General features: G+C 63.0%; 22 protein-coding genes and 1 tRNA gene (1 of these 23 running past the window's edge). 13 read left to right on the top strand and 10 right to left on the bottom strand.

Features of this window, described 5'->3' with window-relative positions; all coding sequences use genetic code 11:
- Both N0D28_RS02220 and N0D28_RS02215 read left to right on the top strand, forming a co-directional pair.
- Positions 1 to 908 carry the 3' portion of a DMT family transporter gene (locus N0D28_RS02220; protein WP_260560780.1) on the top strand. 37 nt of this gene lie to the left of the window's left edge, so only the last 908 of its 945 coding nucleotides appear in the window; its start codon lies off the left edge, out of view; the stop codon is at positions 906 to 908.
- Positions 905 to 2,416, top strand: coding sequence for an ABC transporter permease subunit (locus N0D28_RS02215; RefSeq protein ID WP_260560779.1), 1,512 nt, complete (start codon positions 905 to 907; stop codon positions 2,414 to 2,416). Before N0D28_RS02220 ends, N0D28_RS02215 begins: the two co-directional genes overlap by 4 nt.
- Positions 2,417 to 2,519: 103 nt before the next feature.
- Here the strand turns inward: N0D28_RS02215 and N0D28_RS02210 are convergent, their stop codons facing one another.
- Positions 2,520 to 2,930, bottom strand: coding sequence for a hypothetical protein (locus N0D28_RS02210; protein WP_260560778.1), 411 nt, complete (start codon positions 2,928 to 2,930; stop codon positions 2,520 to 2,522).
- A 294-nt stretch (positions 2,931 to 3,224) separates the two neighbouring features.
- On the opposite strand from N0D28_RS02210, the gene N0D28_RS02205 reads away from it, so the two are divergent.
- Positions 3,225 to 3,309, top strand: a tRNA-Leu gene (locus N0D28_RS02205).
- A gap of 135 nt (positions 3,310 to 3,444) precedes the next feature.
- Positions 3,445 to 4,332, top strand: coding sequence for a tyrosine-type recombinase/integrase (locus tag N0D28_RS02200; protein ID WP_260560777.1), 888 nt, complete (start codon positions 3,445 to 3,447; stop codon positions 4,330 to 4,332).
- Between the two features lie 39 nt (positions 4,333 to 4,371).
- Here N0D28_RS02200 and N0D28_RS02195 read toward each other — a convergent pair whose 3' ends face one another.
- Complete coding sequence (locus N0D28_RS02195) at positions 4,372 to 5,814, bottom strand: hypothetical protein (protein WP_260560776.1); 1,443 nt, start codon at positions 5,812 to 5,814, stop codon at positions 4,372 to 4,374.
- A gap of 94 nt (positions 5,815 to 5,908) precedes the next feature.
- Between N0D28_RS02195 and tnpC the strand changes: the two genes are divergently transcribed.
- Complete coding sequence (gene tnpC, locus N0D28_RS02190) at positions 5,909 to 7,318, top strand: IS66 family transposase (RefSeq protein ID WP_260559392.1); 1,410 nt, start codon at positions 5,909 to 5,911, stop codon at positions 7,316 to 7,318.
- Positions 7,319 to 7,816: 498 nt separating this feature from the next.
- Here the strand turns inward: tnpC and N0D28_RS02185 are convergent, their stop codons facing one another.
- The 3 genes from N0D28_RS02185 to truA form a co-directional block, all read right to left on the bottom strand.
- Positions 7,817 to 8,665 carry a restriction endonuclease gene (locus N0D28_RS02185; protein ID WP_260560775.1) on the bottom strand — a complete coding sequence of 283 codons (849 nt, stop codon included), beginning with the start codon at positions 8,663 to 8,665 and terminating at the stop codon, positions 7,817 to 7,819.
- Between the two features lie 138 nt (positions 8,666 to 8,803).
- Complete coding sequence (locus N0D28_RS02180) at positions 8,804 to 9,076, bottom strand: hypothetical protein (protein WP_260560774.1); 273 nt, start codon at positions 9,074 to 9,076, stop codon at positions 8,804 to 8,806.
- Positions 9,077 to 9,401: 325 nt separating this feature from the next.
- A complete protein-coding gene (truA, locus tag N0D28_RS02175) occupies positions 9,402 to 10,226 on the bottom strand; it encodes a tRNA pseudouridine(38-40) synthase TruA (protein WP_312846428.1) in 825 nt (274 codons plus the stop codon).
- A 149-nt stretch (positions 10,227 to 10,375) separates the two neighbouring features.
- Between truA and lipB the strand changes: the two genes are divergently transcribed.
- Positions 10,376 to 11,152: a lipoyl(octanoyl) transferase LipB gene (gene lipB, locus N0D28_RS02170; protein ID WP_260560773.1), complete on the top strand. Its 777-nt coding sequence runs from the start codon at positions 10,376 to 10,378 to the stop codon at positions 11,150 to 11,152.
- Positions 11,149 to 12,138: a lipoyl synthase gene (gene lipA / locus N0D28_RS02165; RefSeq protein ID WP_260560772.1), complete on the top strand. Its 990-nt coding sequence runs from the start codon at positions 11,149 to 11,151 to the stop codon at positions 12,136 to 12,138. The genes lipB and lipA overlap by 4 nt, the downstream gene beginning before the upstream one ends.
- Before the next feature lie 64 nt (positions 12,139 to 12,202).
- Here lipA and N0D28_RS02160 read toward each other — a convergent pair whose 3' ends face one another.
- Positions 12,203 to 12,526: a hypothetical protein gene (locus tag N0D28_RS02160; protein ID WP_260560771.1), complete on the bottom strand. Its 324-nt coding sequence runs from the start codon at positions 12,524 to 12,526 to the stop codon at positions 12,203 to 12,205.
- 119 nt (positions 12,527 to 12,645) lie between these two features.
- A complete protein-coding gene (locus N0D28_RS02155) occupies positions 12,646 to 13,218 on the bottom strand; it encodes a chloramphenicol phosphotransferase CPT family protein (protein ID WP_260560770.1) in 573 nt (190 codons plus the stop codon).
- A gap of 140 nt (positions 13,219 to 13,358) precedes the next feature.
- On the opposite strand from N0D28_RS02155, the gene N0D28_RS02150 reads away from it, so the two are divergent.
- The 6 genes from N0D28_RS02150 to N0D28_RS02125 all read left to right on the top strand — a co-directional run bounded on the left by N0D28_RS02150 (position 13,359) and on the right by N0D28_RS02125 (position 20,178).
- Positions 13,359 to 14,249 carry a hypothetical protein gene (locus N0D28_RS02150; RefSeq protein WP_260560769.1) on the top strand — a complete coding sequence of 297 codons (891 nt, stop codon included), beginning with the start codon at positions 13,359 to 13,361 and terminating at the stop codon, positions 14,247 to 14,249.
- Between the two features lie 248 nt (positions 14,250 to 14,497).
- On the top strand, positions 14,498 to 15,361 hold the full coding sequence (locus N0D28_RS02145; protein WP_260560768.1) for a MurR/RpiR family transcriptional regulator: 864 nt from the start codon (positions 14,498 to 14,500) through the stop codon (positions 15,359 to 15,361).
- A 70-nt stretch (positions 15,362 to 15,431) separates the two neighbouring features.
- Positions 15,432 to 16,691, top strand: a complete 1,260-nt coding sequence (locus tag N0D28_RS02140) for an ABC transporter substrate-binding protein (protein WP_260560767.1) — start codon at positions 15,432 to 15,434, stop codon at positions 16,689 to 16,691.
- 127 nt (positions 16,692 to 16,818) lie between these two features.
- Entirely contained in the window at positions 16,819 to 17,775 is a 957-nt protein-coding gene (locus N0D28_RS02135; RefSeq protein WP_260560766.1) for a carbohydrate ABC transporter permease, read from the top strand.
- Positions 17,772 to 18,653 carry a carbohydrate ABC transporter permease gene (locus N0D28_RS02130; protein WP_260560765.1) on the top strand — a complete coding sequence of 294 codons (882 nt, stop codon included), beginning with the start codon at positions 17,772 to 17,774 and terminating at the stop codon, positions 18,651 to 18,653. The genes N0D28_RS02135 and N0D28_RS02130 overlap by 4 nt, the downstream gene beginning before the upstream one ends.
- Before the next feature lie 55 nt (positions 18,654 to 18,708).
- Complete coding sequence (locus N0D28_RS02125; protein WP_260560764.1) at positions 18,709 to 20,178, top strand: glycoside hydrolase family 3 N-terminal domain-containing protein; 1,470 nt, start codon at positions 18,709 to 18,711, stop codon at positions 20,176 to 20,178.
- A 17-nt stretch (positions 20,179 to 20,195) separates the two neighbouring features.
- Here the strand turns inward: N0D28_RS02125 and N0D28_RS02120 are convergent, their stop codons facing one another.
- The 3 genes from N0D28_RS02120 to ispF all read right to left on the bottom strand — a co-directional run bounded on the left by N0D28_RS02120 (position 20,196) and on the right by ispF (position 22,988).
- On the bottom strand, positions 20,196 to 21,926 hold the full coding sequence (locus tag N0D28_RS02120) for a S8 family peptidase (RefSeq protein WP_260560763.1): 1,731 nt from the start codon (positions 21,924 to 21,926) through the stop codon (positions 20,196 to 20,198).
- 112 nt (positions 21,927 to 22,038) lie between these two features.
- The gene (locus tag N0D28_RS02115; protein WP_260560762.1) at positions 22,039 to 22,518 is read right to left on the bottom strand and encodes a TrmH family RNA methyltransferase; all 480 of its coding nucleotides are present in this window, start codon (positions 22,516 to 22,518) and stop codon (positions 22,039 to 22,041) included.
- Positions 22,515 to 22,988: a 2-C-methyl-D-erythritol 2,4-cyclodiphosphate synthase gene (gene ispF, locus N0D28_RS02110; protein WP_260560761.1), complete on the bottom strand. Its 474-nt coding sequence runs from the start codon at positions 22,986 to 22,988 to the stop codon at positions 22,515 to 22,517. Before ispF ends, N0D28_RS02115 begins: the two co-directional genes overlap by 4 nt.
- Between the last annotated feature and the right edge of the window lie 49 nt (positions 22,989 to 23,037).

Below are 23,037 nucleotides of genomic sequence, written 5' to 3'. Positions count from 1 at the left end.
TTAGCCTGGGAGCCATCGGCCTGACGCTGGTGTTCTGGGCCTCAGCGTTCGCAGGCATCCGGGCCGGGCTGGAAGCGTTTTCGCCGGGACACCTGACGCTCTACCGCTTTCTGGTGGCCTCCCTGGTGCTGGGCGTCTACGCCCTGAAGGTCCGGTTGCCGCTGCCCAGCCGGGCCGACGCCCTGCGGATTTTCGGGCTGTCGCTGTGCGGCATCACCCTGTATCACACACTGCTCAATTACGGCGAGCAGAGCGTGCCCGCCGGGACGGCCAGTCTGATCATCGCGGCGGGGCCAGTCATCACGGCGCTGATCGCCACCCGCTTTGCCGGAGAACGACTGACCCAGCTGGGCTGGCTCGGCACCTTCGTCAGTCTGGGCGGCGTGCTGCTGATCGTGCTGGGGCGCGGACAGGGCGTGGCGTTTACCGGCGGGGCCGTGCTGATCCTGCTGGCCGCCGTGTTCACCAGCATCTATTTCGTGTTTCAGCGGCCCCTTCTGAGACGGATGAAACCGCTGGACTTCACGGTCTGGAGTCTGCTGCTGGGCAGCCTTCCCATGCTGATCTTTCTGCCAGGCTTTGTCGGCGAACTGCGGGCCGCACCGCTCAGCGCCCACCTGGCAGTCATTTACCTGGGTATCTTTCCCTCGGCGCTCGCCTATCTGACCTGGACGGTGGCCCTCTCCCGGGTGAGCGCCAGCACGACCACCAGTTTTCTGTTCGTCAGCCCGGTGCTGGCCACCCTGATCGCCTGGCTGTGGCTGCGCGAGGTGCCGGGGCAGATCTCGCTGATCGGAGGGGGGGTGGCACTGCTCGGCGTGTTGCTGGTCAATACCCTGGGCCGCCCGGCCCGGCAGACACCTGCTGCCCAGCCAGGCCGCACCGATTCCGGCGCTCCCTCTTCATGACCAGTCTGAGCGCGCCACTGGCCGGGACTGTGCCCCACCCGGTTCCTGAGCGCCCGGTGATCGAACTCGCCGACGTGGAGCTGAGACTCGGCGGACGCGCGGTGCTGAGCGGGGTGAATCTGGAGGTGCGCCGGGGTGAATTTCTGGCGGTCATCGGCCCATCGGGCGGCGGCAAAAGTACCCTGCTGCGGATCATTTCCGGTTTGCTGAGGGTGGACGCGGGCCAGGTGACGGTGCGTGGACGGCCCGCCTATGTGTTCCAAGATGACCGGCTGCTGCCCTGGCGCACCGCCATCCGCAACGTGGCCCTGCCGTGTGAACTGGGGTCCGGCGGGGCCATGACGCCCGCCGAGGCGCTCTCACTGGTCGGCATGGCGGCCTATGCCCAGTATCTGCCCGCCCAGCTCTCCGGCGGGATGCGGGCGCGGGTGGGGCTGGCCCGCGCCCTGGCACAGTCGGGTGACATCCTGCTGCTCGACGAGCCGTTTGCGGCGCTCGACGCCCTGGTGCGCGAACGCTTCAACGATGAACTGCGCCACCTGCACGAGAAGACCGGGCAGACCACGCTGATGGTTACCCACTCGATCCGTGAGGCGGTGCTGCTGGCCGATAGGGTGGCGGTGCTGCGCGGCGGGCAGATCGTCTCGGTGCTCGAAACGCGCGGCCAGGGGCGGCTGAGCGCCTACACTGAGGGCATCGAAGCCGAGTTGCGCGCCCTGCTGGGCGCTGGCGACAGCACCCAGAACTGGTCGCCGCCGAAGCCCCGGCGCAGCAAGTCCGAGTGGTTGCCGCTGCTGGCGCTGGGGCTGGGGCTGCTCGGCTGGCAACTGCTGGCCCTGCACATCAACGCCGATTACCTGCTGCCCACCCCGCTGCGGGTCTGGCAGGTGTTCTGGGACAATCGCTCGGAATTGCTGCCCCAGCTCGGCTACACCGCCAAGGTGGCGCTGCTGGGTGCGCTGCTGGGCAGCTTCACCGGGCTGATCATCGGCTACCCGATGGCGCGACTCAGATGGCTGGAGCGTTTTCTCAGCCCACTGCTGATCGCCAGCCAGAGCACCCCGACGGTGGTGCTGGCTCCGCTGCTGCTGCTGTGGCTGGGCTTCGATGTCTGGCCAGGCATTCTGGTCAGCGCCCTGACCGCCTTCTACCCGGTGCTGGTGTCCACCCTGGTGGGCGTGCGCGAGGTGGACGCCACCTATCAGGAACTCTTCAGCGCCGTGCGGGCGACCCCGGTGCAGCGCCTCCTGCATCTGGAGCTGCCGGGCGCACTGCCGGTGCTGCTGGGCGGGTTGCGGCTGTCACTGAGCCTGGCGCTGATCGGGGCGGTGGTCTGGGAATTTACCAGCAACCAGCCAGGGCTGGGCTTTGCCATCAACCAGGCGCGACAGCAGTATCAGACGCCGCGAGTGTTTGCCGCAATTGCCCTGCTGGTGCTGCTGGGCGTGGCCTTGTACAGCGCCGTCACCTGGGCCGAGCGCGCGGTGCAGCGGCGGCGAGGGCGCTGAGAATACGGTGCCAATTCAACCCAATTGAAGCCAATTGAAGAAAAAGAGGGGCAGGAGAATCTTGTCTCCCTGCCCCTCTCGCTTATGTTTTGCTGTCCAGCGCTCAGAAGCTGCCAGCGTAGGCCACACCCACCACCGGCACGTTAAAGCTGGTCAGGGTCTTGTCGCCGGAGGTCAGTTTGATCAGGGCCGTCGCGTTCACGGCCTGGGTCGTGTCGCTGCGCGCCACCGAGACGGTCAGCACGGCCTCGTTGCCGACCTGCGAGACGCCGGAGAGGGTGATACTGGTGCCGTCCGGCAACCCGGAAGCGCTGAGGGCCAGATCGCTGGGAATGGTGCCGCCCAGTGCGCCTACCGGTACACTCAGGGTCATCCAGTCCGACTCGGTGTAGAGCGGGCTGTAGGCGGCAGCGCTGATCGGCGCTTGGGTGATCATCTGGGCCGAGGCGAAGGCAGCGGGCGCGAAGCTCAGGGCAGCGCTCAGGGTCAGGGCGGTCAACAGGGACTTACGCATGGTGGTTCTCCTTGGAGGAATCGGGGGCGAGTAGAGTTGGACTTTCGTTCTGGGCGGGCTTCCTGCTCCCCGGCCTTGAACAAAGAATGCGCCGCGTCCTCGCAGGCCCGGTGCAGGAAGAATGGAGATTCGGTGCAGCCCACCCGCCCGCACCTCAGCGCCGAAAACCCGCTGTCTGACGCCTTTCTGACCAGTTGAAAGCCAGGCATCTTCACAGCATCTGCAAAAATGAATGGCGGCTCAAGGCAGCGTTTCGCCGCTGCCCAGGCCGCGCTATACTGCGCCTCTGGTTAGGCCGGGATGGCGGAATCGGTAGACGCACTCGACTTAAAATCGAACGCTTCACGGCATACGGGTTCAAGTCCCGTTCTCGGCACCAGAACAGGCAAACAACCTCGTCTCAGGGCGGGGTTTTTTCTTTTTGGGCATGAGTCTGCTGATCGGACTTTGAACGCACTACGCTGTAGTCGTTCGCTCTCCAAGTAGCCAAAGCAACGCCAAAAGGAGTCGTGTGATGACCACCGATGAACTCTGGCAGCAGTTTTTCTACCACCTCAAAGTCAAGCGCAGAAGCAAGGCCACGATGAAGTATTACGAGTGTACCCAGCGGGTTTTTGGGCGCTACCTCGCTGAGCATAGATTGGAGCATTCCACTCTCTCTGTCCTCCACCTGCGTGGATTCCTGCTTTCCCTTGAAGAAAAAGGGTTAGCTCCGGGTGGGATTCATGGACACGGGAGGGCCGTACGAGCATTGTTCAATTGGGCCTCAGACGAGGAACTCATCACGAATAATCCAGCGAAACGTCTTGGCTTACCTTCCCTGCCCAGAGAGCGACACCCTACGGTCACAAACGAGAGAGTGAAGCAGTTCCTTTCCTCCTGTAAGACATCAGAGCAGCCGAGCAGAGACATTGCCTTAGTCCTCACCCTATTTGACACTGGGATACGCCTTCAGGAACTCACAGAGCTGAGACTTGAGGATTTGCTCTTCGATAGAGGTTTGCTCAGGGTGATGGGTAAGGGGAGTAAGGAAAGGTTCGTGCCAATTGGAGCCAAAACTATGCAGACTATTACTAACTATCTCCGTAAGGAGAGGAAGCCTAATCATGCTGGAGTGAGACATGTCTTCCTCAGCCGCACTGGACAACAACTTACGAAAAGTGGAGTTGGAATTCGATTGATGAAGCTTGGGAAGTCTCAGGGGATGAAGCGAGAAGATACCGCCCCACACGCCTTCCGTAGAGGATTTGCCGTTGAGTTTCTCAGGAACGGTGGTGATGTGTTCACCTTGCAGCAGATCATGGGGCATACCAACTTGGAGATGACGCGGCGCTACGTGACGTTCCTAGATGATGATCTCAAGACAGCACATCTTCGATTCTCCCCAGTTGACAGACTATAAATAACTAATCCGAAATAGAGTAGAGGTAAAGACCTCTGCTCAGACTTCTTCCCAGACCAGCTTCAGAGGCATTCTGTGTTTGGCAGCCTCAAGAGATACGGCTTCAGTAATTTTGAGTTTCCAACTTTCTACCCGCCCCGTATCTCGGAATTTCACATAGATACCGTCGTGAAGCCAAAGTGGTATCCACGCCTGTCCATTTGACCCGTGAATGACATCTGCGGCGGCGGACATCACTCTGAATTCATAGCTGCCGACTTCATGAGAAAGAAGTGTACGGACTGCTCTTTCTCCCACTGCCTTTTCCCCCTCTACCTTTCTCGGCTCTTGCCCCTTCCTTCCCTTTCTCGCCTTTATGCCTGTACTGTCTAGGTCATAGAAGTTGCCATAAGCATCCGTGATACCTCCGCAGGTGCGAATGCCCTCCATATGGCGCTCCCTTCCTTCGAGTAGGGTTGCCGTCATGGGCAGTGCCATATAACGCCCTGTGACCTCTTTCCCCAAATCACGGGTGATTTGCCCCTTCAGTTGAGTGACTGGTTTCCCATATACCGTCGCATAGATAACTTTTTTTAATTCGGGTTTTTTCTCGATTGGGAGCTGAAGTTCTCCCATCAGATGAGGCCATATACTTCCCTCTTCTTCGATAAGGTTCAACAGGTCATCCAGTCCCCACAGTCGCGCCGCAATCACGAGATGCGCGTTACTCAAATCCGCTGACCAAGTACCCGAGAAAAGGATGTCGCGGACATCTGAGGAGAGGTAGGCGGCAGAGTCACCCACCGTGAAGAGACGCTCGGAGTTACGTACCTGCTTGTACGTGGGAGGGAAGAAGGTGGAGAGCGAGGAGAGAATTCGGAGTTGAGAAGTCCATTTTTCGACACCCTTCTTGTCGGCCCTTAGCTTGGCAGCACTCATCTCAGCCTGAACAAAAGCTTGAGCCTGTGGAAGACGATTTGCAAAGGGCGCGAAACTCTTTGGTGGTGTATGGTTTAGCGCTTTTCCAATTTCAGCGTTTGGCCGAGAAAGCAAGGGAAAGCCAGCACGAGTCTCAGCACGGAGTAGTCGGCGGCGTTGTTCCTCACGCTCGGAGAATAGCTTCCCAGAGATGAAGTAGACCATTTCATCTTGCTGAATTTGGCACTGCTCGAAAAGAGTCTGAAGTTGTTCGCTGAATACAATTCTTCCGGTGCGAGCTGTGCCCGTACGGGAATCAGAAGCAGTGAGGTGAAGTCGCAAACCCGTTCGGACCGCAAATCCATCCATTAAAAATTTTGACTTAAAGAGACCTTGAGGAATGAACTTTCGGTCAACTCTAAACAGGTCGGCCACAGAGGTTCTATCCACAACTGCCGCCCCGTTATCTTCATCTCGGAAGGAACCGAACAGGAGGTAAGCGAGGAAGAACCAATCCTCAGGGGTACAGATTTGGAACTCAGAGCGGAGGGCTTCTCGGAAGGATTTGGAGACAAGGACATCCAAACCCTCAGGGGTAAGGGGTAGGTAATTCGTATTTGATTAGCGGCCCCCAGCACCCCCGTCCAAGGACGGGGGTGCTGCCGTTAAGCTGTGGTGGATGACTGGGACGTTGAGGGAGCAGGAGCTGCTGGAGATTATCCGCCAGCAGGCTCAGCGGTTCGAGCGGCTGGAAGCCGAAAACCGCGCGCTCAAAGCTGAGAATGCACGCCTGAAGAAGCGCCTTGAAGACCTTGAGCGTAAGAGCCGCAAGTACGCGGCACCGCACAGTCGTGAAACCCGTAAAGCTGATCCCAAACCCCCAGGACGCCGTGCGGGAGAGGGGCTTTTCACGTACAAGCAGGCACCGACACCCGAACAGATCACTCAAGTGATCGAGGTCAGTGCGCCAAATACCTGCGCTGCTTGCGGATTCAGCGGCAAATTGCTCTTCAAGCGCCAGGACAAAGCTTGGATCACCGAACTCGCTGCTGAGCGCGCTCAGCAGCTCACGGAATATCACGTTCCGGTGATGGTGTGTCCTGCGTGTGGTGGCACGGTGCGCGGCGTGCATCCTGACCTGGCAGCAGATCAATATGGGGCAACGGCTCACCGCTGCGGACCACGCCTGAAGGCCAGCCTTCAGGTGCTGCACCATGAAATCGGCCTCCCACAGCGCCGGTTGCCACGGGTGCTCCAGTTGACGACCGGAATTCGCATCACGCAGGGCGCAGTGACCCAGGACGCACAGCGGCTGGCTGAGGATGCAGGCCCCCTGGCAGCCCATGTTCAGACCCTGGAAGCTGATCTGCGCGCGGCCGCGTTTGTGCATCATGACGATACCGGCTGGCGGATCAGCACCAGTCAAGCCTGGGTCAGCACCTTCCGTTGCGCCCAGACCGTGCTGTTCACCGCCAACCACCAGCACACCAACATCGAGCTTCGAAAGGTCCTGGGCGACGCCTTCCAAGGCATACTGGTCTGCGACCGATTCAAGGTTTATGACAGCAAGAACCTCGATCAGGTCAGGCAGCAGAAGTGCCTGGCGCATCTCATCCGCAACGCGGATGAGGTCGCTGCCGGAGAACAACAGCGGCCCGGTCGAGGACACGAATACGGCCTCCGACTGGCGCAGGTGTTCCGCGACGGGATCAAGCTCCATCGGCGCTATGACGAGGGATGGTGTACCCGGGAAGAATATCGGCAGCAGGGTGAGTCCCTCACCCTGCGCCTGGAAAAGGTGCTGATGCGTGCACCCTTGAAGACCAAGGCCAACGAGCGGCTGCGCCTGGGGATTCTAGAACAGCACCTTCGTGAAAGGGTGCTGCTGTTCCTGTCGGATCCGGAAATTCCACCGACCAACAATGCTGCCGAACGCAGTCTCAGAACCGTGGTCATGGCCAGGAAAGTCTCGCAGTGCAGTAAAAATGCACGGGGAGCCACCACGTACATGCGCATCAAGTCGACGGTGGAAACCGCCCGCCTGCGTGGTCAGGATCCCGTTGGTATGCTGATGTCCCTGCGCTGTTGAACCAGGACAACTCGCTAATCAGATACGGTAATTCAAAGCGGGGCCACCTCCTCAGGTGGAATAAAGATTCAATGAGGACTTAGACTCCCTAGTTCTATAGACGAGTAGAGAGAAGAGTAAAAAAAGGCTGTGATGAAAAATCAGGGCGATATTGTCTGGCGCGGTGTGCTTCCAAGTATCACAACTGGAAGAACGGGGTAACATCAGAAGACCATATCCGTCATCCGAATAGTGAAGAGGGCTATGTGTGAATAAAGTAAGAACTTAATAAAATAAATATTATGGATTTTCTATGGTCAGTTCTTTGCGGAGTCCGCAGCAACATTGCCGTGATTTCGTGGCTATTACTGGAGCAGATACTTGAGCTTTATCCGCCCCTAAGGAGCGCGTCCAGAGAGAGGCAGCTTCAATTTTTTGAGTGCTAATAGGCCTTCGGACCAGATTCCGAATCCTCCAATCCGCTAGCGAAAAAATGAATAAGAGGCTCAGAACTACTGGCTATAAGGAATTAAACCAGTCTTCATCTACCTCTGTGACTTCCACCATACGTGTGCTGACCCCAAGCTTGAGTTCTTTAAGCTTAGTAACTAAGGCGCTTCCATCTATCAAGTCAATTGGTGGAGCGCCGTCTCGTGTGGCCTCAGCACTGGCGGCAGGAGTGAAATTTCCAGTTGTGATGAATAAGCCCTTGTCGGCTCTACCGACCATTGCGCCCCGGAAGTTCCTTATCTCCGGAGCACCTACCGAGCCTCTATATTTCTTGGCCTGGAAGATAATTGGGAAGCTCAGCAACCCCGCAAGTCGCACGATTCCGTGACCATCAATTCCACCATCTCCAGACCTACCTGTTACCTCAACCTGGATGAAGCCAGACTCTCGAAGGATGCGCTGACAGAGACGTTCGAACCCTCCCGGCGTCAAGGCAAGAACAGTTTCTCGTAGATGGTCTTCCCACTTCGGCTGCTCATCGATTGACACACTGTCATCTAATACTTCTTCGTTTGATGTTGTATCAGTGGGTGCCTGTTGTCTCTGAACGCGGACAGCACCCTGTACCTTTCGGGACTGGACCGTTCTAGTTGTTTGCCCCGCCGCTGTCAGCGCCCACACCCCACGAGAGCTGTTGGTGATGAGTCCATACTTCTTCAAATAAGTTCTTGCCCAAGCCAACCTGTATTGTACCTCTGTTTTCCCCGTATCGCCATGGAGAACATCAGTGACTTCTGAGGGCAACTGCATTTGTCGCACTGCTTCCTCATCCAACTCAACGAGACTGGCGCTGCCGCCGAGCTGATGCATTGCCGCCAACAGAGGGTTGAAAAACTCGTGGTACTTGGGAACATTCATCCTGTCCTCAGGTGAGTACTCACAGGACACTTGATGGTCTTTTTAGGCACAATCTAGGATACCGGCAACGGCGGCATGAGAGCTGTTAAGTGCTGTCGTAGCTCGAACTATCTAGGGTAGGAGATAGGTGGCTGAAGCTTACGCGGCGTCAGCATCGGTCACAGATACACCGATAATCTGCATTTCTCCGTTTGGATTGACCTGATAGGAAACCGTATAGCTTCTGCTGCGGCCTTGTCCGAGGTCTTCACGATGAATAGCGGTGTAGTGGGGAATGACGGGTTGCCCCTCAACTGCTTTTCTCGTGTCAGGGGTAGCGGTGACCAATTGCCGAACCTCGTCTAGCTCCTTGGAGAGTGCCAAGAGGGAACTGTGGATGGCCTGAAGCTTTTTGAGTTTGGATTCTTGCATGGTTGGGATACCTCTGAATAATTTTTAGTGGGTGAAATATATCTTCAGTTTGAACGGTGCAGTGGGAGAGTGCAAAGGTTCTGTGGAGGCTGAGAGAGTGACTGAAGCACTACTTGAAGAGTATCTGTAATCGTTTGTTCTGTAGAGACTTTGACACCACTCAATATGAGGAATATACTATGCTGGACGTTGTTTTTGCAGAGCCTCTGAACGCACTCGACTTAAAATCGAACGCTTCACGGCATACGGGTTCAAGTCCCGTTCTCGGCACCAGAACAGCCCCCGTCTCGGCGTGGGGCTTTTTACTTCCTGTTTTGTTTGCTGTCTACTCCTGGCAGCGCTCGCCGTACTCCGCCCAGGTGAAATACAACCCGTGCGGCGGCATGTTGGCTCCAGCCTGCGCCCGCTGCTTCGAGGTCAGAATGGCTTCCATCTGCTCGGGGCTGAGGCGGCCCTCGCCCACACTGAGCAAGGTACCCACCAGGCCGCGCACCATGTGGCGCAGAAAGCTCTCGCCCGCGACGTGAAACTCGGTCAGCTCGCCCAGCCGCTGCACGTCCAGCCGCCGCAGCTCACGCACTGTCTGGCGCTCCTCCTGGGTGGCGAAAGCGGCAAAATCGTGCGGGCCGATCAGCTGCGCGGCGGCCCGGCGCATGGCGGCCATGTCCAGCGGCCCGCTGCGGTGCAGTGCCCGGCCCTCCCACAGCGGGCGGCGCTGCGGCACGTTGATCACCCGGTAGACGTAGGCCCGCCCGAGACAGGAAAACCGGGCGTGAAAGCCCGGCGCGGCGGGTTCGATTCCGGTGACGGCCAGATCGGGCGGCAGGTGGGCGTTGATGGCGCGGGCAAGTTGCTCAGTGCCGGGTTTGAGACTGCCGAGGCGGACATCGAGGTGCGCCGTCATCGTCTCGGCATGAACTCCCGCATCGGTACGCCCTGCCGCCACCGGACGGGCGACATCGGCAGGGTGGCCCACCAGCGGCAGCCAGGCGTCGCGCAGGGTGTCCTGCACACTCCGAGCGCCGGGTTGCGATTGCCAGCCGACGAAGCCCGCGCCGTGCCAGCTCAGGGTCATTCGCCAGCGGACCCAGCCGTCCGGCGGGCGATACTGACGCTGCCCTGCCTCCTCGCCCGCCCATTCAGCACACACGTCCTGAGTCTAGCGGCTGGGTTTGGCCGCGCTGCCGTTCGGCTGAACCGCACCGACTCCCAGCACCCACACATTCGAGTGGTCAATCACGGAGCAAACCGTGTGCTTCCAACCTTCGGTGCACCGGGGCCGGGCGTAAACTGCGGGTTATGAGCGGCGCTTTCCCCACCCTACCCTCCACCCTGGCCTTCGAGGTGATCGACCTCGGCCTGATCGCCTACCAGGCGGCCTGGGACGCCCAGAAGGAGCACCACGCCCGGGTGGCGGCAGGCGGGCGGCCCACTTTGCTACTGGCCGAGCATCCCGCCGTGCTGACGCTGGGGCGCAAGGCGGCGGCGGGCGACAATATCGTCGTGACCCGCGAGTATCTGGCCGCGCAGCAGATCGGCGTCTACCAGATCGAGCGCGGCGGCGACGTGACCTACCACGGCCCCGGCCAACTGGTGATGTACGCTATTTTCCCGGTGGGCCGCAAGGTCCGCGACTTTCTGCGCCTGCTCGAAGAGGCCACCCTCAAGGCGCTGGCAGCACTGAACCTGCGCGATACCCGCCCCAACCCCGGCTACGCGGGCATTTACGTGCCGGACCGGGAGATCAACGGCCTGAGTCGTCATCAGAAGATCGCCAGCATTGGCGTGGCGATCAAGCGGCACGTGGCGCTGCATGGCGTGGGCCTGAACGTCAGCACCAACCTCGACCACTTCGATCTGATCGTGCCGTGTGGCCTGACCGATACCCAGATGACCAGCATCGAACGTGAATATCAGTGGCGCGGCCTGGGTGAAGCTCCCGGTATGGACGCTGTGAAAAGCGCCGTGGCCGAGGCCTTTGCCGAAACCTTCCGCAACTACGACTGGACCCTGCCCGCCCTGCCCTTCCAGACCCTTCCAATCCAACCCATCCCGAGCGCCGGAGGCCCCGCATGACCCAGAACACCACGCCAGAACCCAAGTTCATCAAGAACGGCATCTACCGTAAGGACAGCACTCCGGTGCGCGAGCAGAAACCGGCCTGGCTGAAGGTCAGCATCCCGACAGGGGAGACGTTCAAGGAAGTGCGCTCCATTGTCAAGGAACACCGCCTGCACACCGTCTGCGAGGAGGCCATGTGCCCCAACATCGGCGAGTGCTGGAGCCGGGGTACGGCCACCTTCATGCTGATGGGCCATATCTGCACGCGGGGCTGCCGCTTCTGCGCCGTCGACACCGGCAATCCGATGGGCAAGCTTGATCTGGACGAACCGGCGGGCGTGGCCGACAGCGTGCGCCTGATGGGCCTCAAGTACGTGGTGCTGACCTCGGTGGACCGCGACGATCTGCCGGACGGCGGCGCGTACCACTTCGCCAAGACGGTGACGGCCATCAAGAAAGTCAACCCCGAAACCCGCGTGGAGTCGCTGACGCCGGATTTTAGCGGCAACACCGCCTGCGTGGATCTGGTGCTCGGCAGCGGTGTGGACGTGTACGCCCAGAACATCGAGACGGTGCGCCGCCTGACCCACCCGGTGCGCGACATCCGCGCCGGCTACGATCAGACCTTGAAGGTGCTGAAGCACGCCAAGGCCAGCCGCCCCGACGTAATCACCAAGACCAGCGTGATGCTGGGCCTCGGTGAAACGCACGAGGAAGTCATCGAGACCATGCGCGATTTGCGGGCCGCGAATGTGGATGTGGTGACGTTCGGCCAGTACCTGCGCCCCACCATGCACCACCTGCCGGTTGAGCGATACGTCACGCCCGCTGAGTTCGACGAGTTCCGTGAGATCGGCCTCACACTGGGATTTCTGGAAGTGGTTTCGGGCCCGCTGGTCAGAAGCAGCTACAAGGCCGAGCAGATCTTGATGGATCACCCGCGCGGGATGCCCGCCCACCTGGGTCATCTCAGCGCCGAGGACGGCTTGAGCCTGATCTGAGCGCTTGAAGCCAAACAAACGCCCCCGCATGCAGCGGGGGTTTTTGCTGAACACTCGGAACGACTTACAAACTTTTCCCCGCCTGCTGGAGCACCCCAGCCAGTTCCTTGAGCTGCTCTCCGGTGCGGCCCTCGACGTGGGCGGCGGCGCGTTCGGTGGACTCGCCCAGCTTGGTCAGCAGCGCCTTGATTCTGGCCCCATCGGGCGAGCCGCCCCCGAGCTGGTGCTGCAACGCCACCAGATCGGCGTGGATGGTCTTGGCCCCGCGCCAGTCGACACTCTCAAGATCGCTGGTCCAACGCCCGATGAGCTCCGCACCGCGCTTGGGCGTCACGTCGGCGAGATTGCCCTGAAGGGCGGTGATGGTGGGCTGAATCCTGGTCGGCATGGTCATTCCTCCTGAGTGGGTGGGGTCTGTTTCAGGGATCATCTTCCGTGACGACAAGAGGCCGCACTGCACGCGCCGACGCTTTTTTAAGCGGGCTTCAAGCCTCCCCCAAGCGCCCTTTATCTGCCCCCCAGTCGCTCCCCGCCCAGTTGATTGAAGACGCCGGGCCGCGTGCGGTTTTGCCAGGCCGCCACAACTCTGGCCGCGTTTTCTTCCTGCGCTCCCAGCGAGTCCAGCTCGAAGTCGTAGCCGCTGAAGGTATGTACCCGCCCAAAGTCCATCCGGGCGTCGCCGATGCGCCGGTCTCCCCGTGCCCGCTCACGCCGCTCCAACTCCGGCAGGGGACAGTGTACGCCCACGAAAAACACGTCGAAGGGAGCCAGGAGCCGCACCAGGTCGCTGAGGGTTTCCTGCGTCTCCAGCACGTAATCAACAATCAGATTGTTGCCCGCCGAGGCGAAGGCGGCCAGCGAACGGTGGTAGCCACCGAACAATCTGGGTCGCTGCCGCGACCACTCGAAGGCCACCACGCCGGGCCGCTGCGGTACGACTTCCTTGCTAAACAGCAGCAGATCGAGCGCAAAATACAGAAACGGCTCTGGTAACTGGGCTTGCAGCGCCCGGCAAAGGGTGGACTTCCCAGCACTCGACGCGCCGTTGAGCAGGATGATCCGGCTGACAGGCAGAGACATACCCGCAGGATAACGGGGCGGCACGGTGGCGACCCCAGCCAGATGGCCCAGGCTCCCAGATGGCCAGGCAGCAGGCTGCACGCCCCAGCCTGTGCAAGGCGCTAAGCTGCCCACACTTCAGAGGCGGGACCGGAGCGTAAATGGACCACAGGCAGCAGGGAAAGCGGTTTCGATTGGCTCTCGTTCGGACAGTGTGGGCGCTCAGCCTGACCCTCGGCCTGTCAGCGCCGGGGTGGTGGGGGCCGGGAACCGCCTTCGCCGCGACCCGGCCAGCCGCCAGCACGGTCTTCAGCCGCCAGGACGCGCCGTTTGTCATCGAGTTGCGGCTGCGCGGCAAGGCGCTGAGCGCCGGGCAACGGGCCACCTTGCAGGCCGCCGCCAACCGGGTCGCCGGGCTGATCGGCTCCAAATTCCAGCCGGTGCGGCTCGATCTGCCCGCCAACGCCTGCGACAAGGGGCTACCCGCCCTGCACGAGCGCTTCAATCACTTCGTCGCCTTCGTGGTGGTCAAGGATCTGGGCGACGACGTGTACGGCGATTCCTCGCCCTGCGACCTGCACGACAAGTCCTACCTGCCGATCTACGGCTCGGTGGACCTCAACTCGCGGGGCCTGAACGACCTGGCCCAGCCGGAACTGCTCGACACCGTCATCCACGAGTTGCTGCACGCGCTGGGCGTCGGCACCCTCTGGACAGCCGACGAGCGCGTATCGCTGGACGGCGGCGGCGACGAGAAGAATCTGGCGCAAAAGGAGCGCGGCCAGTGGTACTACACCGGGCCGCGCGCGCTGGCCGCTTACCGGGCGCTGGGCGGCAAAGGTGCAGGCATTCTCCTCGACCCCGACGCGGGCCACTGGGCCGGTGCGGTGGTCTGCTCGGAAATTCTCTCGGGCAGCGCCGGAGACGTGACCGACAGGGTCAATCCCATCAGCCCCATCACGCTGGGCGCGCTCGAAGACCTTGGCTACCGCGTGAACACCAAACTGGCCGACCGCTACGTCCTGCCCAAAGGCGACTGCCCAGCGAATTGAGCCAATCGTTGATTCTGGAAGAAATTTTCAGAAACTGGCTCCGTCTTGACAAAAATAATTTTTACCTCCACAATGCTCTCACAGTTTCCTGTGAAGTTCGGCACGCTGGTTCAGGTGTTTTCCGGCCCTGCATTTGCGGCCCGGTGGCGATTCAGACACGGCTCCCCCAGAGCTGCGTCCGGCCTCCCACTGTTGTCCGCTGCGGTGTTTGACCCTATTCCAGCGCTGCTTTAGGAGGTTTCCCCCGCATGACCCCGCTTCTCGCTTCCCGTCCAGCCGTGCCCGGCGGCGCACTGGGCCGCATCCGGCTCCAGATGGGCAACTTCTCGCCGAGCCTGCGCCGGGTGGCCGACCACGTGCTGCAAGACGCCGACAACGTGGTGCACCAGACCATCACCGAACTCGCCACGGCTGTGGGCGTGGGCGAGGCCACCATCACCCGGCTGTGCCGCAAGCTGGATTTCGCCGGGTTCCACGCCTTCAAGATCGCGCTGGCCGCCGATGTGCTGGGCCGGGGGAATCAGTTGCCCCCCCAGGACGGCAGCCTCAAGGCCCAGGCCAGCCACCTCGCCCGGCAGACTGCCCAGACGCTCGAGGACACCGCCCAACTGCTCGACGCGGGCGTACTCGACCAGGTGGCCGACCGCCTGGCCCGCGCGCCCCGCGTGGACCTGACCGGGCAGGGCAACAGCGGCCTCCTGGCCATCTACTTTGCCCACCGGCTGATGCGCATCGGTATCACGGCGGTCGTTCACTCGGACCCGCACATGGCGGCGGTGGCCATCAGCGGTCTGCCCAGGGGCGGCGTGGTCATCGGCCTGAGCAGTTCGGGCAGCACCATCGACACCGTGCAGCACCTCAAGCTGGCCCAGTCGCAGGGGCACTACACCGTGGCCCTGACCCACCGCGCCCGCAGCCCAGTGACCCGCTACGCCAGCGCCGTGCTGTTCACGTCCACCCAGGAAGACCCGCTCAGCGACAGCGTGCTGGGCACCCTCACCTCGCAGGCGCTGGCGCTGGAAATGCTCTACCGCGCCGTGCTGACCCGCCGCCCCGAGGCCCACGCCATGCTGCGCGTCACCGCCGAATCGGTGGTCGAAAAAAAGTACTGAACTGACGCGCCGCCTTCCCCATCCCGCTTCCCCTGTCCCGGTGGGAACCGCCCCACCACAAGGAGTCGTCATGTCCAAGAAGACCGCTGCCCGATTGCTGACCCTCGGCCTCTCGCTCGCTCTCGGCACCGCCGCCGCCCAGAGTCCGGTGGAGGTGCAGTTCTGGACCTGGTATCTCAGCCCCAAGTTCGACAACTACATCAAGTCCACCATCAGCGACTTCGAGAAGGCCAACCCCGGCATCACCGTCAAGTGGTTCGATAAGCAGGACAGCATGGTGCAGGACTTCATTGCCAGCGTGAACCTGGGCAGCGCCCCGGACGTGGTGAACCTCAACATCGACGAGACCGCCAAGGCCGCCCAGAACGGCTTTCTGAAGAACGTGGACAGCCTGACGCCGATGGCCAGCCTCAAGTCGACCTTCTATCCGCAGACGCTCGCCAACTTCACCATCGGCGGCAAGGTCTACGCCTATCCCTGGTACGGCTCCCTTAATGAGGGCGTGCTGCTCTACAACCCTGATCTGCTGAAGAAAGCCGGGGTCAAAGCGCCGCGCAACATGACCGAGCTTCTGGGCATGGTCAAGACCATCAAAGACAAGACCGGGGCCTACGCCTGGGTTCCGGCGCTCAAGGACCCCAGCGGCGCGTCGTTTCTGGGCTACTTCTTCTCGGACGGCCTGCCGATCTACGACGCCAGCGGCAAGGCGGCCTTCGACCGCCCGGCGCACGTGGCGCTGCTGCAAAAGTACATCGATCTGTTCAAGGCCGGGTACTTCCCGGAAGACGCCCTGCGTAAGGAAGCCTTCCAGCTCGCCACCGAACTCTACCCGCAGAACAAGGTCGCCATGATCGTGGGCGGGCCGCAAGCGCTCAACCGCATCAAGGACACCAACCCCGCGCTGTACGCCAAGACGGTGGTCACGACTGCGCCGCTGGGCAGCGCCAAGGTCCAGACCGGCACCAGCATGGGCATGGTGATTCCGACTGCCAGCAAGCACCCGGCAGAAGCCGCCAAGCTGGCCGCCTTCTTTACCAACAACACCAACCAGATGGCCTTCGCCAAGATCGTGCCGATTGTGCCGACCACCGCCGCTGCCCAGAGCGATCCCTACTTCAAGAAGGTCAGCACCGATCCGATTGCCAAGGCCACCAGCCTGGTCGGCGCGTCGGGCCGCTACATCAACCCCGGCTTCAAGGCCCCCGGCAACAGCGACGACCTCTACAAGAACTTCAGCGACAACATCGAGGCCGCCCTGCTCGGCAAGAAAACCGCCCAGGCCGCGCTGAGCGACTCGGTGACCTACTGGAACGCCAACATGAAGAAGTGAGTCGGAGCGGGGGGCAGGCAGAGAGCTTTCCCGCCCGCTTCTCCCCTGGTGGCCCGCCCCTACATTCGGTCTGGGCGGGCCTCCGCACTTTTCTAGCTTTCTGCCGCTGCCCCAAAGGAGGTGCAAGATGATCCGCTCCCAGCGCCCCACGCCTGGCAACCCCCCCATCCCTGGTAAGCCGAAGTATTCTCTGCGCGACAGTCTGCTGTCCTACGGCTTTCTGGCCCCGGCCCTGATTCTGCTGGCGGTGTTCACTTTCTACCCGCTGGCCTACGGCTCGTATCTGGGCTTCACCGAGTACGGCGGGGCGCGCTTCGGTCAGGGCCTGCCGCCCAAGTGGATCGGGCTGGACAACTTCCGCACCCTGATGGCCGACCCGCTGTTTCTCAAATCGATGGTCAACAGCGTCAAGTACCTGGTGATCGTGCCAATACTGCAGCTCGCCTCGCTGGCGGTGGCCGTGCTGGTCAACAAAAACCTGCCGGGCATGGCCTTTTTCCGGGCGGCCTACTACGTGCCGGTGGTCACCAGCATCTCGCTGGCCGCCGTGATGTGGGACTGGGTCTACAACAAGGACGGCACCCTCAACTGGGCGCTGGGATCGCTGCACCTGATCTCCAAAGACCACATGTTCGGCTGGCTCAACAACGAGTACAGCGCCTTCTGGGCCGTGATGCTGGTGACGTTCTGGCGCGGCTTCGGCTACTACATGGTGCTGTATCTGGCCGGACTCCAGGGCATCCCCCAGGAACTCGAGGAGGCCGCCGTGCTCGACGGGGCCAGCAGCTGGAAGCGCTTCTGGAGCATCACGGTGCCGATGATGAAGCCCACCATCCTGCTGTGTAGCCTGCTCTCCACGATTGCGGCGCTGCGGGTGCTGGAAGAGGTGCTGGTGCTGACCAACGGTGGGCCGCTCAACAGCACCTACACCGCGCTGATGTACGTCTATTCCAAGGCGTTCCAGGGCTTCGACTTCAACTACGGGCTGGCGAGCGCCGCCGGGCTGGTGGTGGCGGTGGTGGCACTGCTGCTCTCCGCCGTCAACTTCCGGCTGTTTCGTGACAGTTCCGGGGAAGGCGCGTGAGCCTGGTGTCGCGGGCCACCCCCGCCCGAACCGCCTCCACGCCGCGCAAGTACCGCAAGCTGGGGCGGGTGGTGCTGCGCTACGTCATTCTCACTGCCGTGCTGCTGTTCGCGGTGTTTCCCTTTCTGTGGACCCTGGCGATTGCCCTCACCGACAAACACGGCGGCGGCAGCATCTACGACTTTCCAGCCAGCCTCTTTCCGCGCGTCCTGACCCTGCGGAACTTCGTGGAGGTCTACACCACCTTCAGCCTCGGCAAGTACATCTGGAACAGTATTTCCATTACCTCCATGACCATTTTCGGCACGCTGGTGGTATCAGCGCTGGCGGCCTACCCGCTGGCCCGCTTCCGCTTTCCAGGGCGCGATTTGATTTTCGGTGTCATCATCGCGACGCTGGTGCTGCCCAGCGAGACCACCTTCATCGTCAACACGCTGACCCTCAAGGAACTCGGCCTGCTCGGGACCCACGTCGGCGTGGTGCTGCCCACCATCGCAGGAGCCTTCGGCATCTTCTTGATGCGCCAGGCGTTTCTGGGGATTCCGCAGGCGCTGATCGAGGCCGCCCGCATCGACGGTGCGGGTGAATTCACCATCCTGACCCGCATCATGCTGCCGCTGACCAAGCCCTCACTGGCCGCGCTGGGCATCTTCACGCTGGTCGGCACCTGGAACGCCTACTTCTGGCCGATGCTGGCACTCTCGGGTGCGCCCGACAGCGTACCGCTGAGCGTGGCGGTCCTCAAGCTCAAAGGCCAGTTCAACTACGATCCCTTCAACATCGCTGCCGGGGCGCTGATCATGATGATTCCGGTGCTGCTGGTCTTTCTGTCGGCGCAGAAGCTGTTCATGCGCGGCATGGAAGGGGCGGTGAAGTGACGGTGTTTGTTGACTGCCCACCCGTCTGCCCAGCCTCGCAAAAAGAGGTTGCTACATGACCCTGCCTGCCGCCCGCACCCTGATCATTGACCTGCCCGGCCCTGACCTGACACCGAAGCAGGGCCGCTTCCTGGCCCAGTACGGCTTCGGCGGGGTGTGTCTGTTCGCCCGCAACTTCTCGGCACCGGAGCGCACTGCCCGCCTGATCCGCGACATCCGCGACGCGCTGGGCCACGACGCCCTGATCGCTACCGACCAGGAGGGCGGCGCGGTGCTGCGGCGGCTGGACGTACCGATGCCGCCGACCCCGCAGGCCCTGGGCGTGATCGGCAGCGAGGACGCAGCGCGGGAGGCCGGGGCCGTCGCCGCGCGCGGGCTGATTGAGCTGGGCCTCAACTGGAACTTCGCGCCCAGCCTCGACGTGAACATCAATCCGCTCAACCCAGTGATCGGTGATCGGGCCTTCGGCGCTGACCCCGGCGAGGTGGCCCGGCTGGGGGTGGCCTGGGCGCTGGGCAGCGAGGCCGCCGGGGTAATGGGTTCGGTCAAGCACTTTCCTGGTCACGGCGACACGGCCTTAGATAGCCACCTGGCGCTGCCGACGGTGGACAAGCCGCGCAGTGAGCTGGAGCGGACCGAGTGGCTGCCGTTCCGGGCGGCGGTGCGGGCAGGCGTCGGCAGCATCATGACTGCCCACATCGTCTACCCGGCGCTCGCCCCTTTTGAGCCTGCTACGCTCTCACGCCGGGTGCTGACCGGTCTACTCAGGGAAGACTGGGGCTACAGCGGCATCATCGTCACCGACGCCACCGACATGAAGGCGATTGCCGACGCCCACCCTCACGGTGAGGCGGCCCCACTGGCCCTCCACGCCGGAGCCGACGCGGTGCTGAGCTGCGGACACGGCGACCTGACCACCCACGCCGAGCACGCCGGGGCCATCGAGCGCGCACTCAAATCGGGCCAACTCTCTCCAGAGCGCTTACACGAGGCCCAGGCCCGGCTGAGCGCGGCCGCGCTGAGGTTTCCCGGCCAGCCCCGACCCTACACCGGGCCGCAGCGCGAGGCCGACGAGGCCAGTGTGGCAACCTGGGCGCGGCAGTCGCTTCAGTGGGTGGGCACACCGCCGCGCCTCGACCCTGAGCGGCCCGTCTTGCTGCTCGCGCCGCGCACGGCGAAGGTGGGCGGTCCCTACGGCGACTTTGTCAGCGGCGAGGCCATCGCCCAGGAGCTGCGGCAGGTGTTCCCACAACTCCAGGCTGCCGTCCACGAAGACGACCCCGCGCCCGCCCTGGCGCTGCTGGCCCGCTTCCCGGACGTGCCAGTCCTGCTGGCGACCACCGGACGCTGGGGCCTGACCGAAGTGACGCGCCGCCTGGCCGACGCCGTGCGCAGACGGGCAGCGCTGCACCTGGCCCTCTGGAACCCGGAAGACGTGGCGGCGCTGGACCTGCCTGCCGTCGTCACCCACGGCTTCCGGCCCGCCAACCTGCGCGCGCTGGCGGCAGCGCTGAGAGAGCGGTAGCGCAAAACCAACCGGGGTTACTGGGTCGAAATATCCTGCTGGGTGTCGCCGCCCACCGTCACCTGCACCTGACCCTGACTCACCACACCATTGACGGTCAGGCTGGCATCGAGGGTGTAGGTTCCCGCCGAAAGGTTGTTGAGGCGGTAGGGCAGGCGCTGGGTCGCGGCCTGCATTTTTCCGGAGCTGCTGAACTTGGACACCATCACCGTGCCCTGAAAGGCATTCACCGTGAGGCGGTAGGACGTCAGGGGATTGGGGTCGGGCGGCGGAACAACCACGGTGCCGCCGCCCGTGCCGCTCCCGAAGGCCGAGGCCGCCGTGATGGCCGCACCCACGTCCAGCAACCTGCCGCCCGTCACGGTTCTGGCGCTGCCGATCAGGATGCTTTTCACCTGGTCTGCCGTCAGATCGGGCCGCAGGGCACGGATCAAGGACGCCGCGCCGCTGACCTGGGGAGCAGCGAAACTGGTTCCGGCGTCGAGGCGGTAGAGCGAGTTGCCCGTGCCAGAGCTACCCGGGCCAGGCGCGCTGGTCAGCAGCAGCAGATCGTCGGGGCTGGTCTGGTAGCAGTCCGACGTGCCGCTGCCCGCGTTGCCGCCGGGGGCCACCAGGTCGAGCGCCTTTTGCCCACTGACGGGCCGGGCGCTGTAGCAGGCCAGCGCGTCGCTGCGGCCCAGCGCGCCCACTGCCAGTACGTTGGGGTCGCTGGCCGGGTAATACAGGCCGTCGCCTGGAGTGTTGCCTGCCGCTGCCACCACCAGCACGTTGGCCGCTGCCGCCGCTGCCAGTGCCGCCGAGAGGGCCGGGTCACCGTTCGGCCCGGCGTTGCTGCCTGCAAAACCCAGGCTCAGGTTGATGATCTGGGCGCTCTGGGCGACGGCGTACTTCAGGCCCGCCGTGAGGCTGACCGTCGTGGCCCCCGACACCGCACCGCTGGCCCCGAAGACCTTGACCGGCAGGATGTTCTGGCCGCTCCAGGTCAGGCCCGCCAGCCCCTCGCCGTTGTTGGTGGCCGCCCCGATCAGGCCCGCGCTGGAGGTGCCGTGCCCGGCCTCGCTGCCGGTGGTCAGGTCACTGGGGTCCGCATCCTCGCCGACACAGTCACCGTTGACGAGCGCCGCGCAGAAGTCGCGCCCCGGCAGCACCCGTCCGACCAGGTCCTCGTGGCTGGCGTTCACACCGGTATCCAGCACCGCCACCCGCGCGCCCAGCGGTGTCCTGCCGAGTGCGGCCAGTTCGTCCCAGGCGGCCTGGGCATTGATGCGGGTCAGGTAATCCTGGTCATAGGCCGCCCCGCCGATCTGGATGCCCGCGTTGCCGGGAAAGCCGGGGTCGTTCGGCACGTCGAGCGCCTGGTAGCGGTAATTGGGCTGGGCCATCAGACCACTGGCCGTCAGCCGCGCGGCGAAGGCGGCGTCACTCTGACCCGCCGGGGTGTACGCCACGGTCAGGCCCGCCGAGGGCAGGCGCTGGGTGCGAACGTCCGAGAGCGCCGTGAGGGTCTGGGCACTGAGTCCCGCTTCATTCAGGCCGGACAGCAGCACCTGGCCACGCACGTGGGACGCGCTCCAGTCGGCCGGCGCAGAGACCGCCAGCGTCGCCAGCCCGCCGCCTTCGGCGCTCCCGGCCCCCGGTACGAGCACATTGCCGCTGACGGTGTAGACCCCACCGGGCGTGGGCGTGATCGAGCAGGCACTCAGCAGCAGACCAGCACTCAGCAGGGCAGACCGGGGAAATCGCTTCATCCTCTCAGTTTGAGCTGTTCCGGGCACGGGTGTGCCGGGCCGCAGTTCAAGAAGCCTGAAAGCGCGGCTCATGTCGCGTCAGCTTCAGCCAACATTCATGCATCCACACGATTCAACCGAGCTGCCGCTGCACCTCGAAGGCCGCTGCGCCCGCCGCCACCGCCAGATTCAGACTGCGGCCCCCGCCGGGCTGCGGCAACTTGAGGCTGGGCAGCGCCCCGCGCAACCACACTGGCAGCCCGCGCGACTCTGGCCCGAACAGCAGGTAATCGCCCCGCTGATATTCGGCGTCGGTGTAGAGCTGACTGGCATGGGTAGAGAAGGCCCACACCCGCGCCTCCGGCGTCAGGGTCGCTTGCAGTGCCGTCCAGGAATCGTGCTCGATGAGGGTCACACCCTCCAGGTAATCCATCACGGCGCGGGCAAACTCGCGGTCCTGCAGATGAAAGCCGTAGGGGCGGATCAGGTGCAACTCGGCCCCCAGTACGGCGCAGGTGCGGGCCACGTTGCCGACGTTCCCGGCCTTCTCCGGCGAGTAGAGCACCACCCGGCACAGCGGCAGCGCCGTTGCTTCAAGCACATCGGCACTCATATTCGCTCCAGCAGCACCGTCGCGCGGGCCTGCACATGGTCGGGGGCCAGGCCCTCGCTGGTCTTGAAGCTGACTCCCACTGCCGAGGCGTCGAGTTGCATCAGCGCGGCGATGCGTCCGGCAATCTCGGCCCGGCGCGTACCCAGCTTGGGCTGATCGAGCGTGATAACGATCGCCAGGTTGGCGGGCCGGTAACCGCGCTCACCGACCAGGGCCAGGCAGCGCCGCACGATATCCGCCGAGTCAAGCTGCCGCCAGGCGGGATCGGTGTCGGGGAAATACTGGCCGATGTCGCCCAGCGCCAGGCCCGAGAGCAGCGCGTCGGCAACGGTGTGCAGGGCTGCGTCACCGTCACTGTGGGCCACCGCGCCGCGCGGCGCGTCCACGATCTCCAGGCCGCCCAGCACCAGGCGCAGACCCGCTTGCAGGCGGTGGGCATCTTCTCCGTAACCGACGCGGTAAGGCAACATCGTCAGAGTGTAGCGGGCACGCCGGGGGTCAGCCTGAACGTTCCTTCAG

This window comes from Deinococcus rubellus (genome assembly GCF_025244745.1).
GTDB lineage: Bacteria > Deinococcota > Deinococci > Deinococcales > Deinococcaceae > Deinococcus > Deinococcus rubellus.
Note: the sequence above shows the minus strand (reverse complement) of the source record. Positions and strands in the feature narration are given on the sequence as shown.

Bases quoted from the DNA above. Each gene is read 5' to 3' on its own strand.
- lipA (WP_260560772.1), top strand. From the start codon at position 11,149: ATGACCCAGAACACCACGCCAGAACCCAAGTTCATCAAGAACGGCATC.
- N0D28_RS02135 (WP_260560766.1), top strand. From the start codon at position 16,819: ATGATCCGCTCCCAGCGCCCCACGCCTGGCAACCCCCCCATCCCTGGT.
- N0D28_RS02125 (WP_260560764.1), top strand. From the start codon at position 18,709: ATGACCCTGCCTGCCGCCCGCACCCTGATCATTGACCTGCCCGGCCCT.
- ispF (WP_260560761.1), bottom strand. From the start codon at position 22,988: ATGTTGCCTTACCGCGTCGGTTACGGAGAAGATGCCCACCGCCTGCAA.
- N0D28_RS02155 (WP_260560770.1), bottom strand. From the start codon at position 13,218: ATGTCTCTGCCTGTCAGCCGGATCATCCTGCTCAACGGCGCGTCGAGT.
- N0D28_RS02185 (WP_260560775.1), bottom strand. From the start codon at position 8,665: ATGAATGTTCCCAAGTACCACGAGTTTTTCAACCCTCTGTTGGCGGCA.
- N0D28_RS02115 (WP_260560762.1), bottom strand. From the start codon at position 22,518: ATGAGTGCCGATGTGCTTGAAGCAACGGCGCTGCCGCTGTGCCGGGTG.
- N0D28_RS02160 (WP_260560771.1), bottom strand. From the start codon at position 12,526: ATGCCGACCAGGATTCAGCCCACCATCACCGCCCTTCAGGGCAATCTC.
- N0D28_RS02145 (WP_260560768.1), top strand. From the start codon at position 14,498: ATGACCCCGCTTCTCGCTTCCCGTCCAGCCGTGCCCGGCGGCGCACTG.
- tnpC (WP_260559392.1), top strand. From the start codon at position 5,909: ATGACTGGGACGTTGAGGGAGCAGGAGCTGCTGGAGATTATCCGCCAG.
- N0D28_RS02140 (WP_260560767.1), top strand. From the start codon at position 15,432: ATGTCCAAGAAGACCGCTGCCCGATTGCTGACCCTCGGCCTCTCGCTC.
- N0D28_RS02200 (WP_260560777.1), top strand. From the start codon at position 3,445: ATGACCACCGATGAACTCTGGCAGCAGTTTTTCTACCACCTCAAAGTC.
- N0D28_RS02120 (WP_260560763.1), bottom strand. From the start codon at position 21,926: ATGAAGCGATTTCCCCGGTCTGCCCTGCTGAGTGCTGGTCTGCTGCTG.
- lipB (WP_260560773.1), top strand. From the start codon at position 10,376: ATGAGCGGCGCTTTCCCCACCCTACCCTCCACCCTGGCCTTCGAGGTG.
- N0D28_RS02210 (WP_260560778.1), bottom strand. From the start codon at position 2,930: ATGCGTAAGTCCCTGTTGACCGCCCTGACCCTGAGCGCTGCCCTGAGC.
- N0D28_RS02150 (WP_260560769.1), top strand. From the start codon at position 13,359: ATGGACCACAGGCAGCAGGGAAAGCGGTTTCGATTGGCTCTCGTTCGG.
- N0D28_RS02180 (WP_260560774.1), bottom strand. From the start codon at position 9,076: ATGCAAGAATCCAAACTCAAAAAGCTTCAGGCCATCCACAGTTCCCTC.
- N0D28_RS02215 (WP_260560779.1), top strand. From the start codon at position 905: ATGACCAGTCTGAGCGCGCCACTGGCCGGGACTGTGCCCCACCCGGTT.